Source organism: Aeromonas rivuli (assembly GCF_000820045.1).
Lineage (GTDB): Bacteria > Pseudomonadota > Gammaproteobacteria > Enterobacterales > Aeromonadaceae > Aeromonas > Aeromonas rivuli.
Genome location: NZ_CDBJ01000071.1, coordinates 116,084 through 132,339, shown reverse-complemented (window position 1 = coordinate 132,339; position 16,256 = coordinate 116,084). Strand labels below are relative to the sequence as shown.

The window sequence follows — 16,256 nt, the reverse complement described above, 5'->3', positions numbered from 1 at the left end:
TGGTGGTTTCATCACGCCATAACGAAGGGGCCCGCGGGCCCCTTCTGCTATTCATGCTTGCTGTCCAGACTAACCGTAGTGGCGCCGGTCGTTGGCCTGCGCCAGCAACATGCGGCTCTCCTTGAGGAACTGATCGGCGTGGGGGCCGAAGAAGTCGGACACCTGACGAAATGCCGTGATGAAACCAGCCCTGTCCCCTTGCTCCAGCAGGTGCAACACCTCCCCGAAACGCTCGAAGTAGCGACGCACCATGGCCAGATTCTGGGGTGAAGAGAGGATGATGTCGGCGTAGAGCTCGGGATCCTGGGCAAACAGCCGCCCCACCATGGCCAGTTCCAACCGGTAGATGGGCGAGCTCAAGCCAAGCAGTTGTTCGAGATCCGCCCCCTCCTGGGAGAGATGCCAGCCATAAGCGAAGGTGGCGAAGTGGCGCAGCGCCTGAATGAGGGTCATGGCCTCATCATGGGCCTTGGCCTCTACCTGTTGCAGGCGGGCGCCCCAGATGGTCATCTGCTCGAGCAGCCATTGGCTGGCGGCCGGATCCCGACCCAGGCAGCAGACGATCACCTGCTTGGCAAAGCTGGCCACATCCGGACCGAACATGGGATGCAGACCCAGCACGGGCCCAGTATGGGTGGCCAGCATATGAGCCAGAGGCTGACTCTTGACGCTGGTCACATCCACCAGCAGGCAATCTGCTGGCAGGGTACCCAACCGGTCGATGATCTGGCAGGTGATGTCGATGGGCACCGCCACCATCACCAGTCCCGCATCGGCCAGGATCTCGTCAGCCCGCGACCAGTCGGCCTGTTCCAGCGTCTCGACCCGGTAGCCGGAGAGCGAGAACATATGACCAAACAGCCGGCCCAGCTGCCCCTCGCCCCCGATAATGACAATCTTGCCCAGGGCAGGATTGATGCACTTGAAGCCGGTATCTTTCTCGCTGGCATAGGATTCGCGCATCACCCGGCGCAGCACGTCTTCAATCAGATCGCCGGGCACCCCCAGCCGTTCGGCCTCGACCCGGCGACCGGCCAACATGCTCGCCTCCCTGTCCGGGGCATAGATGGGCAGACCATGACGGCTCTTGACCTCACCCACTTCCCCCACCAGGGCCAGACGCTGGGCCAGCAGATCAAGCAGCTGCCGATCGACTACATCTATCTTGTCCCTGAGGGCATTCAACTCTTCTGCCATGACATCTTCCTGACGGCGTCGCCGGATGCGACGCCCTATTATTCAACATTTTCACACAGTGACTCAATGGCTTAGCCCTGAGCACGCGCCTTGAGCGGGGCCGCCAGCTGCTGGTGACAACGATCCAGCAGCGTGGCAGTGGTCTCCCAGTCGATGCAAGCATCGGTAATGGAGACGCCGTAGCGCATCTGTGCCTTGGGCTGCTCGCTGGACTGGTTGCCCTCGTTGAGGTGCGATTCCAGCATGACGCCAATGATGGAACTGTTCCCCTCCTGGATCTGGTGGATGACGTTGTCGGCCACCTTGGGCTGCAAGCGGTGATCCTTGCTGGAGTTGCCATGGCTGCAATCCACCACCAACCCCGGCAGCAGGCCCGCCTTTTCCAGCGCCTCCTCGGCCAGGGAGACATTGACCGAGTCGTAGTTGGGGTGCTTGCCGCCGCGCAGGATCACGTGGCCATCCGGGTTGCCCTGGGTCTGCAACAGCGCCACCTGGCCCTGCTGATTGATGCCCATGAAGGCATGGGGACTGGATGCCGCCTGCAGGGCATTGATGGCGGTTCCCAGGTTACCGTCGGTACCGTTCTTGAAACCGACCGGCATGGAGAGGCCGGAAGCCATCTCCCTGTGAGTCTGGGATTCGGTGGTGCGGGCACCGATGGCCGACCAGGAGAAGAGCTCGGCCAGGTATTGCGGGCTGATGGGGTCGAGGGCCTCGGTCGCCAGCGGCAACTCCAGCTCGGCCAGCCAGCAGAGCAGTTCCCGGGCCCGGTGCAGTCCCAGCTCGACATCGAAAGTGCCGTCCAGGTCTGGATCATTGATAAACCCCTTCCAGCCGACCGTGGTGCGGGGTTTCTCGAAGTAGACCCGCATCACTATGTAGAGAGAATCTTGATAGGCGTCATGCAGCGCTTTGAGTCGGGTTGCGTACTCTTTGGCGGCGTCCATGTCATGAATGGAGCAGGGTCCACAGATCACCAGCAGCCGATGATCCCGGCGGTGAATGATGTCGGCTATGGTATTGCGCGCCCCTTGCACGAAGGCCAGGGCCTGCTCCGAGATGGGCAGTCGCTCCTTGAGCTGGGCCGGGGTGATCATGACCTGTTCGGACTGGATGTGGATGTTGTTCAGGGGATCTCTGTGCATGATGTCATTCTCGCTACTGTCTAAGCCAAAAGGGGCGGTGTATCTTTATGTTTACACCAGTTCACCCCTTGTTACGCAACCGCCACCACCTTACCAAGGAAAAACAAACAATCAAGTGTAACCAGCGGTAAAAGCTGTCAATAGCTGGATAAACAACCAATATGGAATGATAAAGACCTATAAGATAGGCCGTACCACTTGCCATAAAATCATAAATCGTAAATAAAACATTACACTCGCAGCAGCTCAGCCTGACATCATGATGCCACCGCAGTCATGGAGCGGCCCCTCATCCACCAAGGCGGGTACTGCTCCCCCTTCCCCACAGCGTTGCCAGGTCATGCAAACGATCAGACTGCTCGCTTCCCCGTGGCCTGCCCATAACAAAGCGGGGCACCTGGCCCCGCTCGCTCTTCCCTGTTGCGCCCTGATTTACGCTTTGCCGTGAGCCTCGATGACGGCGACCGCCTTGTCCGGGAAATCGCTGAACACCCCATCCACATCCGCCTGATAGAGGAAGATGTTGAGCAGGTCGGTGAAGTCCTTGGCATAGGCCGGGATCTGGCCCTCGTCCTGGCGGAAGGTATAAGGGTGTACCTTGAGCCCGGCAGCATGGGCGTCCTTGACCATGCTGGTGAACACCGGCTTGCCCGGGGTACCCGGCTCGGTGACTATCATCGGCTTCCAGGGGCCTATGCCGTCGGCGTAAGCGGCTATGGTCTTCATGGCCCCCGGCTTGAACATCCAGTCATAGTCATAGGGGGCCGCCTTGCCCTTGGTGTCGTAGACCATGGTCTCGTTCCAGTCGGTCTCGGCCATCAGCTGCACCAGTTTCACGTCCATGCCGAGGGCGGGCATCAGCTCGCCGTTGATGCGCTTGAGTTCATCGGCATCAAAGCTCTGCAGGTAGACCTTGCTCTGCTTGTCGGTGTAACCGTACTCCTTGAGCACGGAGAGCACCGCCTTGGAGATGTCCTTGCCTTCGTGACGGAAGAACCAGGGCGCCTTGATCTCGGGATAGATACCGACCTGCTTGCCGGTGCTCTTGTTCATACCCTGGATCATCTCTATCTCTTCCTGGAAGGTGTGGATCCGAAAATCCGACTGCCACAGCGGGAAGCGGGCCGGGTAGACGGGCACCTGTTTGCCATCCACCAGCTGGAAGGGCTCGGTCATGCGCAGGGAGCGCACCTCGGCCAGGGTGAAGTCCACCACATAGTAGCGGCCATCGGCGCGGGCCCGGCCGGGGAAACGCGCCGCCACATCGGTGATGCCATCGAGGAAGTGATCGTGCATCACCACCAGCTGGTCATCCTTGGTCATCACCAGATCCTGCTCAAGATAATCCACCCCCATGGCGTAGGCCATGGCCTTGGAGGCCAGGGTGTGCTCGGGCAGATATCCGGAGGCGCCGCGGTGGGCGATGACGACCTTGCCCTCATCGGCAGCCTGTGCAGGCAGAGAGAGAGTGGCGCCGAGGGAGAGGGCAAGAAGGGATAAGGCTACTTGTTTCATCTTGGGTGCTCTTGTTGTTATTGAAGGGTCAGGTAGGTAAGTCAAACGGCCAATCGATGGCACAGGTCAACCTTGGGGTCATATGTCAGACCGCCGTCATGGGACAGGTCATTGTTATAGAGGGAAAATATGACGAGCAGATGATACCGGCCGGGCCGTGGTGGCCATCTGCTCGTGATGACGGGGCATGCTCGGGACATGCCCTCATCCTTTACATGGCCTGTGGCAGGGCGTGGTGGAACTGCTCAAGCCAGGCTTGCAGTGCGGCTTGTTGCTGGGCATCCAGACGCAGCCCCAACTTGCTGCGGCGCCACAGGATGTCTTCCAGGCTGTGCGCCCACTCGTGTTCCAGCAGGTAACGCACCTCGGATTCATACAAGCCGGCACCAAAGTGCTCGCCACGATCATGCTGCAACCAGAGACGGGCCTGAGCGCCATAGGCTTCGCTGATGCGCTGGGCACTGCGCTCATCGAGCCAGTCAAACTCGAGTCGATAGGCGCGGGCCAGCTCCTGGGTGCTGCAATCGAACTCGCCGCCGGGCAGGCGGCTGGACGCGGTCCAGTCATCGCCCATCTGGGCAAACCAGGGCTTGAGTTTGTGACAGGCGGCCTGGGCCAGCTTGCGGTAGGTGGTGAGTTTGCCACCAAATACCGAGAGCAGGGGCGCGCCATCGGCATCGCCACTGAGTTCGAGGGTGTAATCCCGGGTCACCGCCTGGGGGGAGTCGGACTCGTCATCGCACAGCGGTCGCACCCCGGAATAGGTCCAGACCACATCGGACGGCGCTATCTTGCGGGTGAAGTGGGCATTGACCACGTTGCACAGGTAGTTCACTTCGGCGTCGCTGATGTGAGCGTCGCGGGCATCGCCCCTGTGCTCCACATCGGTGGTGCCGATGAGGGAGAAATCCTGCTGGTAGGGAATGACGAAGACGATGCGGTGGTCTTCGTTTTGCAGGATATAGGCCTCTTCGCGCTCGTGGATGCGCGGCACTATGATGTGGCTGCCCTTGATGAGTCGGATGCCGCGCGGGGATGTCTCGTGCAGCCCCTCGTCATAGAAGGTCTTGACCCAGGGACCCGCCGCATTGACCAACCCCTTGCAGGTGACGGTGAAACGCTCACCCCCCTCGCGCTCCAGGGTCAGGGTCCATAACTTGGCATCCCGGGTCGCCTTGACGCAGCGGGTGCGGGTCTGCACCTCGGCCCCCTTGCTGCGCGCCATCATGGCATTGATCACCACCAGTCTGGCGTCATCAACCCAGGCATCCGAATATTCGAAGCCCTTGCTGATCCCCGATCTCAAGCCATCTTGCGGCAAGAAGCGCACACCGCAGCTGCCCTTGAGCTTGTCGCGCTTGGCGAGGTTGTCATACAGAAACAGACCGGCGCGGATCATCCAGGCCGGACGCAGATGGGGACGATGGGGCAAACGAAAGCGCATGGGGCGAGCGATATGGGGAGCCATGCCGAGCAGCACTTCCCGCTCGGCCAGGGCCTCTTTCACCAGGCGAAACTCATAATGCTCGAGATAACGCAGGCCGCCATGGATAAGCTTGCTGGAGTTGGACGAGGTGGCCGAGGCGAGATCATGAGCCTCAAACAAAGCTACCTTCAGGCCACGGCCGGCCGCATCCGCCGCGATGCCAACCCCATTGATGCCGCCACCGACGACGACCAGATCATAATGTTCGCTCATGTTCACCTACTTTCTTATATTTGCGTTCGCCAAGGCGACAATGTTTGATTTCGCTCATATTAGAGCATAAAAAAACTATAAACGAACATTTAGTGATGAAAGTGTGATCGCGATAGAGGCCAAGCCGCAAAAAAAGGGATCCGGCCTCCCCCTCCTTGCAGCAAGGGGGCACCACCTGTCTCGATACCAGCAAAAAGCAGACGATGACGCAGCTTAATAGGCGTCAGTTGCCATCCCATGACAGGGGCAACGCATCAGCGAGGGGGAGGGGAAAGACTGCAAACAATCAGGTGATCGCGCTCCTGTGCCGCAGAGTGCAGAGTGCAGGCTAACAGCGAGCGGATAAAGGCGCCATATCAGGGCAAATGGGGAGCAGGCGGGGTCAGAGGAGCGGCAACGGCAGCGAGGAGATGTGCAGCAAGCCACCGCAAGGGGGTTGACTCACCCTGCAAGCGCACTCCCCCATCAAAACGGCCGCCCGTGGGCGGCCAGACCAAGCACTGCGGGAAAAACGACTCGGCACCGCCGCGGGAGCGGCGCCGGGGTCATCAGCAGATATGACACTCTATCTGATGCTGAGCCATGATGCGCATCAGCTTCTCGGGAGGGGGCTGGTCGGTGAACAGGGCGTGCACCTGATTGAGGTGGCCCAGGTTCACCATGGCGTTACGGCCGAATTTGGTGTGATCCGCGGCCAGAAAAACCTGGCGGGAATGGGCGATGATGGCCTGGGCTATCTTCACCTCGTGATAGTCGAAATCGAGCAATGAGCCGTCACCATCGATGCCGGAGATGCCGATGACACCGTAGTCCATGCGGAACTGGCCGATGAAGTCACGGGTCGCCTCCCCCACTATGCCGCCATCTCTGTTGCGGATCTCGCCCCCGGCGATGATGACGGTGAAATCATCCTTGGCGGTCAGAATGCTGGCCACGTTGAGGTTGTTGGTCACGACGCGCAATTCCCGGTGATCGAGCAGTGCCCGGGCAATGGCCTCTGTGGTGGTGCCGATGTCGATAAAGAGGGAGGAGCCGTCGGGAATGTTGGCCGCCACCTCGCGGGCGATGCGCTCTTTCTCCTTGAGCTGCATCACTTTACGGGCGCTGTATGCGGTATTGACGGTACTCGAATGCAATGAGGCGCCGCCATGGTGACGACGTATCTTGTTCTGTTCGGCGAGATCGTTCAGATCCCGGCGTATGGTCTGCGGGCTGACGTCGAAATGGCTCACCAGGTCTTCCGTCGAGACAAATCCCTGCCGCGTCAGGACGTCCAGTATCTCCAGATGTCGTTGGGTTTGTTTCACGCTTGCACTCCGATGATGAAACGAAAAAAGGCCCCGGCAGATGCGGGGCCTTTCGGAGTTTACCTTATCCCCTTTGGGATCGATAAGGTCAGGATCACGTTTTATGCCTTATTGGCGGCCGCCTTGGCTGCCACAGCGATATTTTCATGCTTGAGGGTCATGGCCAGCAAAACGATGGAGATCACGCAAGACGCGGTCAGCACCATGAAACCGCCATCCCAGCCGAAGTGGTCAACCGTGTAGCCCAACATGGCGTTGGCTGCGACTGCGCCGCCCAGGTAACCGAACAGACCGGTGAAGCCCGCTGCGGTACCCGCCGCTTTCTTGGGCGCCAGCTCCAGCGCATACAGACCAATCAGCATGACGGGGCCATAGATCAGGAAGCCGATGGCAACCAGCGCCAGCATGTCGATGGTCGGGTTGCCCGCCGGGTTGAGCCAGTAGACCAGCACGGCCAGGGTCACCAGCACCATGAACAGGATGCCAGCCGGGGCACGGCGACCCTGGAACAGCTTGTCGGAGATCCAGCCGCACAGCAGGGTGCCGGGGATACCCGCCCACTCGTAGAGGAAATAGGCCCAGGAGGAGTGATCCACGCTGAAGTCCTTGGCCTCTTTGAGGTAGGTCGGCGCCCAGTCCAGCACACCGTAACGAATGAGGTAAACGAAGGCGTTGGCGATGGCGATGTACCACAACAGTTTGTTGTGCAGCACGTACTTCATGAAGATCTCCTTGGCGGAGAACTCCTGCTCGTGACTCTCGTTGTAATCCTTCGGATAGTCGTCCTTGTACTCCTCAATCGGCGGCAGACCGACAGATTGCGGAGTATCACGCATCACGAAGAAGACGATCACCGCGATGGCTGCGGCAGCGGCCGCCGGCACATAGAAGGCACTGCGCCAGTCGTTGAACCAGCCCATGCCGAGGATGAACAGCGGGCCTATCATGCCGCCACCCACGTTGTGGGCCACGTTCCAGACCGAGACGACTTCACCCCGCTCCTTCTGGGACCACCAGTGCACCATGGTGCGGCCACAAGGGGGCCAGCCCATGCCCTGCACCCAACCATTCAGGAACAACAGCACGAACATGATGCCGATGCTGGACGTGGCCCAGTGCATGGTCCCCATCATGAACATGATAGCGGCGGAGAGCAGCAAACCTGCCGACAGGAAATAGCGCGCGTTGGAGCGATCCGACACGTTCCCCATCAGGAATTTGGAGAGACCATAGGCAATGGAGACCCCGGACAGGGCCAGGCCCAGATCGCCGCGGGAGAAACCCTGTTCTACCAGATAGGGCATCGCCAGGCTGAAGTTCTTGCGCACCAGATAGTAACCGGCATATCCGAGGAAGATACCGAAGAACATCTGCCAGCGCATGCGCTTGTAGAAGGGGTCAACCTTGTCAGCCGGCAGACGCTCGATATGAGGCGCTGGCCTGAAAAAACTAAGCATCTTAGTTTCCTTGTCTTGTTGTTATTGAGTGTGGGACTTTGCCCAGTGCACACCGCACGATCAGTACATCTTGATTCGTAAGCGAGCCAATTATGCGCATTTATGAACATTTAATCTGTGATGTAACCGAAAATATTACAGATTTATTACAGAAAGTGCGCACTAATGAGCAAACACTCATCAGACCAGAACCCTGATAGCAAGGGCCTTTCAGATTAACACCTAAGGGATAGACCACTTGCTATGCCTTGCTTTTCGTCACATTTTATTAGCAATGAATGGGATCTTGCCCACATTTCCCAACAGAGGGATGTGGCGAACAGGCCAGAAAGGTTTATTTTCTCATTCGTCCGAGAACGAGCGTAAACGAGCATAACGTTTGCGCAGACTCCAAAAACAACAAACCGATCCTCGGCGCCAATTGGAATGAAAGAAAAAACATGGAACATCAAAACCTGTCTGTGGGTGGATAAGAGGAATAAAGGAATGAGCATACAAAGACCCAATACCCTGCTTGGCGAATGTCTCGCCGAGTTCATCGGCACCGGCCTGCTGATCTTTTTCGGCGTCGGCTGTGTGGCGGCACTGGTGCTGGCTGGTGCCAACTTCGGCCAATGGGAGATCTCCATCACTTGGGGGATCGGCGTTGCCATCGCCATCTATGTGACCGGCGGCATATCAGGTGCCCACCTGAACCCGGCCGTGACCCTGGCACTGATGACCTTTGCCGGTTTTGACAAGCGCAAGGTCGTGCCCTTCATCATCGCCCAGATAGCCGGAGCCTTCAGCGCCGCCGCCCTGGTCTACTTCCTCTACAGCAGCCTGTTCACCCAGTGGGAGCTGACCCATAATGTGGTGCGCGGCAGCCTGGAGAGTCTGGCCACCGCCGGTATCTTCTCTACCTACGCCAACCCGCTGCTCTCCAACCTGCAAGCCTTCGCGGTCGAGCTGGTGATCACCGCCGTGCTGATGCTGGGCATCATGGCACTGGGTGACAACAACAACGGCGCCCCCAAAGGCTTCGCCGCCGCCCTGCTGATTGGTCTGCTCATCGCCGTCATCGGTGCTTCCCTCGGCCCCTTGACCGGTTTCGCCATGAACCCGGCCCGTGACTTTGGTCCCAAGCTGTTCGCCTTCCTGGCGGGCTGGGGCGATGTCGCCATGACGGGTGGCCGTGACAACCCCTACTTCTGGGTACCTATCCTGGGCCCCATCGTCGGCGCCCAGCTCGGCACCGCCCTCTATGTGAAAGTGCTGGCTCCTTGCGTACCGGGCAACCGTGTTGCCGCCACCGAGCAAGCCGCCCAAACTGCTAAAGAAGAGGCCGCCGCTTAAGAGCGGTCCCATCCAAACCTGGAGAACATCATGTCTACTGCACAAAAGTACGTCGTCGCCCTGGACCAAGGCACTACCTCTTCCCGCGCCATCGTCTTCGATCAGGATGCCAACATAGTGGCCGTCTCCCAGCGGGAGTTCACCCAGCACTACCCCAACGCGGGCTGGGTCGAGCACGACCCCATGGAGATCTGGGCGACCCAGTCCTCCGTCTTCACCGAGGTGCTGGCCAAGAGCGGCCTGCACAGCGACCAGATCGCCGCCATCGGCATCACCAACCAGCGCGAAACCACCGTCGTCTGGGAGAAAGCCACCGGCAAGCCCATCTACAACGCCATCGTCTGGCAGTGCCGCCGCACCGCCGCCATCTGTGAAGATCTCAAGGCCCGTGGCCTGGAAGAGTACGTGCGCGACAACACCGGTCTGGTGGTCGATGCCTACTTCTCCGGCACCAAGGTGAAATGGATACTCGACAACGTCGAAGGCGCCCGGGAGCAGGCCATGAACGGCGAGCTGCTGTTTGGCACCATCGACACCTGGCTGCTGTGGAAGATGACCAATGGCGAGGTGCATGTCACCGATCCCACCAACGCGTCGCGCACCATGCTCTACAACATTCGTGATCTGAAATGGGATCAACGCATGCTCGACGAGCTGGGCATCCCGGCCTCCATGCTGCCCGAGGTACGCCCCTCCTCCGAGGTCTATGGCTACACCACCCGTGGCGGCGGCGCGCGCATCCCCATCGCCGGTATCGCCGGTGACCAGCAGGCGGCGCTGTTCGGTCAGCTCTGCTTCGAGAAAGGCATGGCCAAGAACACCTATGGCACCGGCTGCTTCTTGTTGATGAACACTGGCACCGAGCCGGTTCGCTCCAACAACGGCCTGCTGACCACCATCGCCATCGGTCCCAAGGGCGACGTCAACTACGCCCTGGAAGGGGCCGTGTTCATGGGTGGCGCCACCGTCCAGTGGCTGCGTGACGAGATGAAGCTCATTCACGATGCCCGGGACACCGACTACTTCGCCACCAAAGTCGGCGACACCAATGGCGTCTACCTGGTCCCGGCCTTCGTCGGCCTGGGCGCCCCTTACTGGGATCCCTACGCCCGTGGCACCATGGTCGGCCTGACCCGTGGCACCAACCGCAACCACGTGATCCGTGCGGCGCTCGAATCCATCGCCTACCAGAGCCGCGACGTGCTCGATGCCATGCAGCAAGACTCCGGCATCAAGCTGGCTTCTCTGAAGGTGGATGGCGGCGCCGTGGCCAACGACTTCCTGATGCAGTTCCAGTCCGACATGATGCGCACCCCAGTGGTACGCCCGACTCGCATCGAGACCACCGCCATGGGCGCCGCCTTCCTGGCCGGTCTGGCCGTGGGCTTCTGGAAGAGCGCGGACGAGCTCAAAGACAAGTTCAGCGTGGACCGCGAGTTCATCCCGCAGATGGACGACGCCCGCCGCGATCGCCTCTACGGCGGCTGGCAGAAGGCGGTCCAGCGCTCCCTTCGTTGGGCAGAAGAGGATTAACAGTCGGGGCGCGGCGCCCGATCCCGGCTGGCGCAGCCCCCGGGGCCACGCCTGCGGGTATCATCGCCAGGGGATGCCAAGCACCACTTGCATCCCTTGCGAGCCAGCCGCTCATCAATAAAAAGTGCATGCAGCGCGCACAACAGCGAAAGAGAGACGGGTAATAATCAACGGGCCGACAGCAATGTCGGCCCGTTTCTTTGTGGGGCTGTCAGGCGGTGGCCCGGGGGGCGAGCAGCGTCACGCCCTCCATGATGCCTACGGTGCGGCGCCCCTCAGAGCGCGTGGCGGCCAATCTGCTCTTTCAGAAAATCGAGCCAGACCCGCAGCCGGATATCCCGCTGGGCATCGGAGTAGAACACAGCATGAATGGGGCGCGAGGCGCCGCTGTTGCTGCGGGCCAGCACCTCCACCAGGGCGCCGCTCGCCCTGTCTTCCCCCGTCATGAAGTCCGACAGACAGACGATACCCTGCCCCCCCAGCGCCAGCTGGCGCAGGGTCTCGCCGCTACTCGCCCTCAGGGTTGGCGTGATGGCGAACCTGTCTCCCTGCTCCTCGGTGAGCAGGGGCCAGTGATTGAGGTGCTCGGGATTCAAAAAGCCCAGCAGCTCGTGACCCGCCAGCAGATCCGCCGGCTGGCGCGGGGTGCCCCGCTCGCTCAGGTAAGCGGGGGATGCCAGCAGCCGCAACCGCGTGCGCCCGAGCGGCAAGGCGCGCAGGGAGGAGTCGGTCAGCTCGCCGATGCGAATGGCCATGTCCACCCGCCGCTCCATCAAATTGATAAAGCCCTCCGAGCTGTGCAGTTGCAGCTCGATACCGGGATAACGGCGCCGAAACTCGCCGATGAGGGGCACCAGTCGATGCAGGATGAAGGGGGTGGCGGCATCGACCCGCAGTATTCCCTCCGGCTGCTCCTTGCGGCTGAGCAGATGGCTCTCCGCCTCGCTCATCTCGGTCAGCACCCTCACCGCCCGCTGATAGAACCAGCTCCCCTCCTCGGTCAGGCTGACCCGGCGAGTGGTGCGGTTGAGCAACACGGTGGCGAGCTTCTCCTCCAGCCGCTTGATGCCGCGGCTCACCACAGAGTTGTCCAGCCCCAGGTTCTCCGCCGCCTGGCGAAAACTGCCCGCCTCCACCACGGCCACAAACAGGGTCAGTTCATCGGAATGGGTCTTCATTGATGTCATCCAAGCAAGAGTCTTTGCTTTTTATAGGCTCAATGCGGGTTAGTTGGCAAGGCAGCCATCCCGGATACGGCGCCTGCTCCTGCTCTGTTTTCTTCTTGGAGCCCTGGCTCGCGACACCCCATTCAGCGCCAGTCTGTCCATCTGCAGCCCTCGATGGGACATGGCTATACTGATGCGGGCCCTTCATCCGGTCGGGATCCGGGGCCGCAAGGACACAGAGCCGCCTCGGCTCAGGGCCCTGACCATATAACGCAAGGAGTCGGGTGATGAAATACAAGGGAAGCTGCCACTGCGGCAGAGTGGCATTCGAAGCCGATGGTGAACTGACCCAGGCCCTGGCCTGCAACTGCTCCATCTGCCAACGCAAGGGGTCTCTGCTGTGGTTTGTCCCCTGGGAGAAGATGACGTTGCTGACCCCGCCTGAGGCGGCCAGCACCTACACCTTCAACAAACACGTGGTCAAACACAGATTCTGCCCGGTGTGCGGCATGCACCCCTATGGTGAGGGGGTGGATCCCGATGGCAACCATGTTGCCGCCATCAATATCCGTTGCCTGGAAGCCATAGATCCCGAGTCCGTGCCTGTGCATCACTATGATGGCCGGGCCCTGTAGCCAGGGAGACCATCTGACGTTGTCAATCAGGCCGGAGGTGCCTCTCTTCCCTCTGGCCTGCCCCTCTACCCCCAGCCTGATCTCCCCCCTCTACGGCACGGAACGATGTGATCCGGCGCAAACACCCGAGCCAGCAACAAGGCTACAATCGGCACCACCTTATTGAAGATCGGAGCGCTCCATCGCCCGGCCCTGTCATGCCGTCACACAAGAGAAGCACCATGTTATTTGAACATCGCCTGTTCGCCGCCCATAGGGAGCTGGCCGACAAGGGCGTGCAGGCGCTCAATTACGACCCGCCACTGTTCAGATTGCTGCGCAGACTGGGCCTGCGACTCAGACCGCCCCACCATGAGCGCTTTCTGGTCAACGCACTTGCACTGGGGCTACCCATAGGCGCCTTCTGGGGGTTGTTGATGTGGTGCTTCGGTTGGCAGCATGAGGTGAGCCCGGAGTATGCCCTGCGCCAGATCAGCGTCTTTGTCATCGGTGTCGGGCTGATGATGGCGATCATCTTCCGGGTGCGCCGTTGGCAACTCAAGCTGATCCCCTGGGAGACACAGCCCTGCTCCACGCCACGGACCCAGCAGCGCTGGCAGCCCAGACAATCGTGAGCCAGTCATCACACATCGTTTGAAACAAGAGGAAGCTGCCATGACCAAGGCCCATGAAAAACTGAACTATGTGGAGTTTGCCGCCAAGGATCTGGCGGCGACCAAGGCCTTCTTTCAGGCCGTCTTCGGCTGGCAGTTTGTGGACTATGGCCCTGACTACTGCGCCTTTGAGGGTCAAGGGCTCGATGGTGGCTTCTACCGCGCAGATCTCTATGGTCACAGCGCCCAGGGTGGCGCCCTGCTGGTGTTTTACAGCGCCGACATTGCCGCGACCCAGGCCAAGGTGTTTCAGCATGGGGGCACCATCATTCGCCCGCTGTTTGACTTCCCCGGTGGCCGCCGCTTCCACTTTGTCGAACCCAGCGGCAACGAATTTGCGGTCTGGTCCGAACCGGCTAATACCTGATTGTTACAAGCAGCGAATCAAGATATATCTCCGCCAATTATTCTACGGAATAGAAGGCCACGATATTTAGACCCAGAACTTGGTCGACCGTCATGTCGAGTGAAAAAATTGTGGATGAAAGAATTAAAGTGATAATCCACGATTACAACAAGCACTCGATGAAAGAATCAGAAATCAACAAAGGTTTTATACATGGCTGAACTATTAAATTCTAGCATTCTATCCGCTATTATCAGCGCAATAGTCGCTGTAACTATATTCTTTATATCACAGTGGATTTTATCTCGCAGAAGTACCGTCGAACTGCGAACTAAAAAACTCGAAGAATTATATTTGTCATTAAATGAATTATCCAATAGTCACGCGGTAAGATTTGAAATCATCAGAAATATAAGTGGTGGTAAGCGTGACATTCTTGACGACCCAGAGCATACACATAAGATCTATTTGCTAGACATAAATAAAAAGATCCTAATGTACGTCAGGCTGTACTTTCCAGAACTAAAGGACACTCACATTGAATTATTTCATGGAAACAGACTCATTATAGAAAAAATATATGAACTACTTGAAGAAGGAAAAATAGATCAAGAAGAGTTCATTCAGGTTTTCGTTAATTTTGGTAATTACATAAAGAGAATGGAAGAAGAGATAATTACAAATAGAAACACCCTTATAAAAGACAACATATTACCTGCAAAATATAAAAGATACAAAGAGAGTGGTGGTTTATAAAAGTCCTTATTCATCCCTCCTCTATTGGAGATTTTAATACTTACTGATTTAGGCGTAGGTTCTGATTATTGCACTTCTCTCAATTCACTATTGTAATATCCCCCCTGTTTCCCCCAGTCTGCCGGGGGCATACTGACCGTCGTTTTAGCAAGGAGGTTCAGATGCCATCCCCCCTGATTGTGATTGCCGAGCTTGAGGCCAAGCCTGAATTCGCCGCCGAGTGTCGGGCCGCCCTGACGCAGCTCGTCAACGCCAGCCGGCAAGAGCCCGGGTGCCTTGGCTACCGGCTGCATCAGAGCCTGGAGAGCCCCCACGGCTGGATGATCCACGAGGAGTGGGAGAGCGATGCGGCGCTCAAGGCCCACCAGCAGCAGCCCCATTTTCTCGCCTTCGTGGCCAACACCCGGGGCTGGTTTGCCAGCACCAGTGTTCGCCGCTATCAACTAGCCTGAATCCAGCTGCGGCCTGTCCCCTGCCCGCCCTGGATACGGGGATGGGTCGACAAAATATTGAGCGTAGAAACAATAACTTGAGGAATATGATGATGAAGATGCCCAACCTGGGTCTTGGTACCTTTCGCCTGAAAGATCAGCCCCTGCGCGACTCCCTGCTGCAGGGTCTGGATCTCGGCTATCGCCACATAGATACCGCCCAGATCTATGACAACGAGGCCGAAGTGGGCCAACTGATGAACGAAAGCGGCGTGCCCCGCCAGGATATCTACCTGACCACCAAGGTGTGGATCAGCGAGTTTGGCCAGGGCAAGGTGATCCCGAGCATGGAGCTGAGCCTGGAGAAGCTGCGTACCGACTATCTGGATCTGGCGCTCATTCACTGGCCTTCCCCCCAGGATGAGGTGCCGATGGCGGTCTACCTGGAGCAGCTGGCCGAGGCCAAGGCCCGGGGCCTGACCCGGGAGATCGGGGTATCCAACTTCACGGTCGCCCAGCTCAAACAGGCCATCGAGATCCTGGGGCCGGGCGCCATCGCCCACCAGCAGGTGGAAATTCACCCGCTGCTGCAAAACCGTAAGGTAGTGGAGTTCTGCCGCGAGCAAGGCATCGCCGTCACCGCCTATATGCCGCTCGCCTATGGCAAGGTGCTCGCCGAGCCACTGATGCAGCAGATCGCCGCACGCCATGGCGTCTCCGCCGCCCAGGTATCCCTGGCCTGGCTGCTGGCCCAGAACATGGCGGTGATCCCGAGCTCCACCAAGCGCGCCAATCTGACCGCCAACCTGGCCGCCCTCAAGGTGCAACTCAGCCCCGAGGAGATGGCTCAGATTGCCACCCTGGAGCGAGGGGAGCGCTGCGCCAACCCGGACTTCGCCCCAAAGTGGGATTAAACGGGAGAGGACGCATTGTATCTCTCGCTTCAGCGGCGGATACCGGCACCCCTCACTAGCCTATTGCAACCACGAGCGATCCCCTCTCCCTGCGGGAGAGGGTGAGGGTGAGGGGCAAGCTCCCCCCCTCATCCCCAACCCTTCTCCCGCCAGGGGAGAAGGGAGCA

15 protein-coding genes are annotated in these 16,256 nt (G+C 59.2%); 8 read left to right on the top strand and 7 right to left on the bottom strand.

What is annotated here, in order from left to right; all coding sequences use genetic code 11:
• Window positions 1-69 precede the first annotated feature (69 nt).
• The 6 genes from tyrA to glpT form a co-directional block, all read right to left on the bottom strand.
• A complete protein-coding gene (tyrA, locus tag BN1130_RS17090) occupies window positions 70-1,197 on the bottom strand; it encodes a bifunctional chorismate mutase/prephenate dehydrogenase (RefSeq protein WP_042043446.1) in 1,128 nt (375 codons plus the stop codon).
• A 71-nt stretch (window positions 1,198-1,268) separates the two neighbouring features.
• Window positions 1,269-2,342: a 3-deoxy-7-phosphoheptulonate synthase gene (locus BN1130_RS17085; protein ID WP_042043445.1), complete on the bottom strand. Its 1,074-nt coding sequence runs from the start codon at window positions 2,340-2,342 to the stop codon at window positions 1,269-1,271.
• A gap of 432 nt (window positions 2,343-2,774) precedes the next feature.
• Window positions 2,775-3,857, bottom strand: coding sequence for a glycerophosphodiester phosphodiesterase (gene glpQ / locus BN1130_RS17080; protein ID WP_042043444.1), 1,083 nt, complete (start codon window positions 3,855-3,857; stop codon window positions 2,775-2,777).
• A 211-nt stretch (window positions 3,858-4,068) separates the two neighbouring features.
• A complete protein-coding gene (gene glpD, locus BN1130_RS17075) occupies window positions 4,069-5,556 on the bottom strand; it encodes a glycerol-3-phosphate dehydrogenase (protein WP_042043442.1) in 1,488 nt (495 codons plus the stop codon).
• A 548-nt stretch (window positions 5,557-6,104) separates the two neighbouring features.
• Window positions 6,105-6,863, bottom strand: coding sequence for a DeoR/GlpR family transcriptional regulator (locus BN1130_RS17070; protein WP_005901758.1), 759 nt, complete (start codon window positions 6,861-6,863; stop codon window positions 6,105-6,107).
• Between the two features lie 101 nt (window positions 6,864-6,964).
• Window positions 6,965-8,320: a glycerol-3-phosphate transporter gene (gene glpT, locus BN1130_RS17065; RefSeq protein WP_042043440.1), complete on the bottom strand. Its 1,356-nt coding sequence runs from the start codon at window positions 8,318-8,320 to the stop codon at window positions 6,965-6,967.
• 486 nt (window positions 8,321-8,806) lie between these two features.
• On the opposite strand from glpT, the gene BN1130_RS17060 reads away from it, so the two are divergent.
• Together BN1130_RS17060 and glpK are read left to right on the top strand one after the other, a co-directional pair.
• Window positions 8,807-9,655 carry an MIP/aquaporin family protein gene (locus BN1130_RS17060; RefSeq protein ID WP_042043439.1) on the top strand — a complete coding sequence of 283 codons (849 nt, stop codon included), beginning with the start codon at window positions 8,807-8,809 and terminating at the stop codon, window positions 9,653-9,655.
• Between the two features lie 30 nt (window positions 9,656-9,685).
• Window positions 9,686-11,188 (top strand): glycerol kinase GlpK, encoded by a 1,503-nt coding sequence (gene glpK / locus BN1130_RS17055; protein WP_042043437.1) that lies wholly within the window; start codon window positions 9,686-9,688, stop codon window positions 11,186-11,188.
• 275 nt (window positions 11,189-11,463) lie between these two features.
• Here glpK and BN1130_RS17050 read toward each other — a convergent pair whose 3' ends face one another.
• Window positions 11,464-12,366, bottom strand: a complete 903-nt coding sequence (locus BN1130_RS17050) for a LysR substrate-binding domain-containing protein (RefSeq protein ID WP_042043436.1) — start codon at window positions 12,364-12,366, stop codon at window positions 11,464-11,466.
• Window positions 12,367-12,641: 275 nt separating this feature from the next.
• Between BN1130_RS17050 and BN1130_RS17045 the strand changes: the two genes are divergently transcribed.
• From BN1130_RS17045 to dkgB, 6 genes are all read left to right on the top strand, one after another.
• Window positions 12,642-12,989 (top strand): GFA family protein, encoded by a 348-nt coding sequence (locus BN1130_RS17045; protein WP_042043435.1) that lies wholly within the window; start codon window positions 12,642-12,644, stop codon window positions 12,987-12,989.
• A gap of 221 nt (window positions 12,990-13,210) precedes the next feature.
• Entirely contained in the window at window positions 13,211-13,603 is a 393-nt protein-coding gene (locus tag BN1130_RS17040; protein ID WP_042043433.1) for a DUF6404 family protein, read from the top strand.
• 40 nt (window positions 13,604-13,643) lie between these two features.
• Window positions 13,644-14,009, top strand: coding sequence for a VOC family protein (locus BN1130_RS17035; RefSeq protein ID WP_042043432.1), 366 nt, complete (start codon window positions 13,644-13,646; stop codon window positions 14,007-14,009).
• Between the two features lie 192 nt (window positions 14,010-14,201).
• Window positions 14,202-14,744, top strand: coding sequence for a hypothetical protein (locus tag BN1130_RS17030; protein ID WP_042043431.1), 543 nt, complete (start codon window positions 14,202-14,204; stop codon window positions 14,742-14,744).
• Between the two features lie 161 nt (window positions 14,745-14,905).
• The gene (locus BN1130_RS17025; RefSeq protein WP_042043429.1) at window positions 14,906-15,196 is read left to right on the top strand and encodes a putative quinol monooxygenase; all 291 of its coding nucleotides are present in this window, start codon (window positions 14,906-14,908) and stop codon (window positions 15,194-15,196) included.
• 89 nt (window positions 15,197-15,285) lie between these two features.
• Entirely contained in the window at window positions 15,286-16,089 is an 804-nt protein-coding gene (gene dkgB, locus BN1130_RS17020) for a 2,5-didehydrogluconate reductase DkgB (protein ID WP_042043427.1), read from the top strand.
• The last annotated feature ends 167 nt before the right edge of the window (window positions 16,090-16,256 follow it).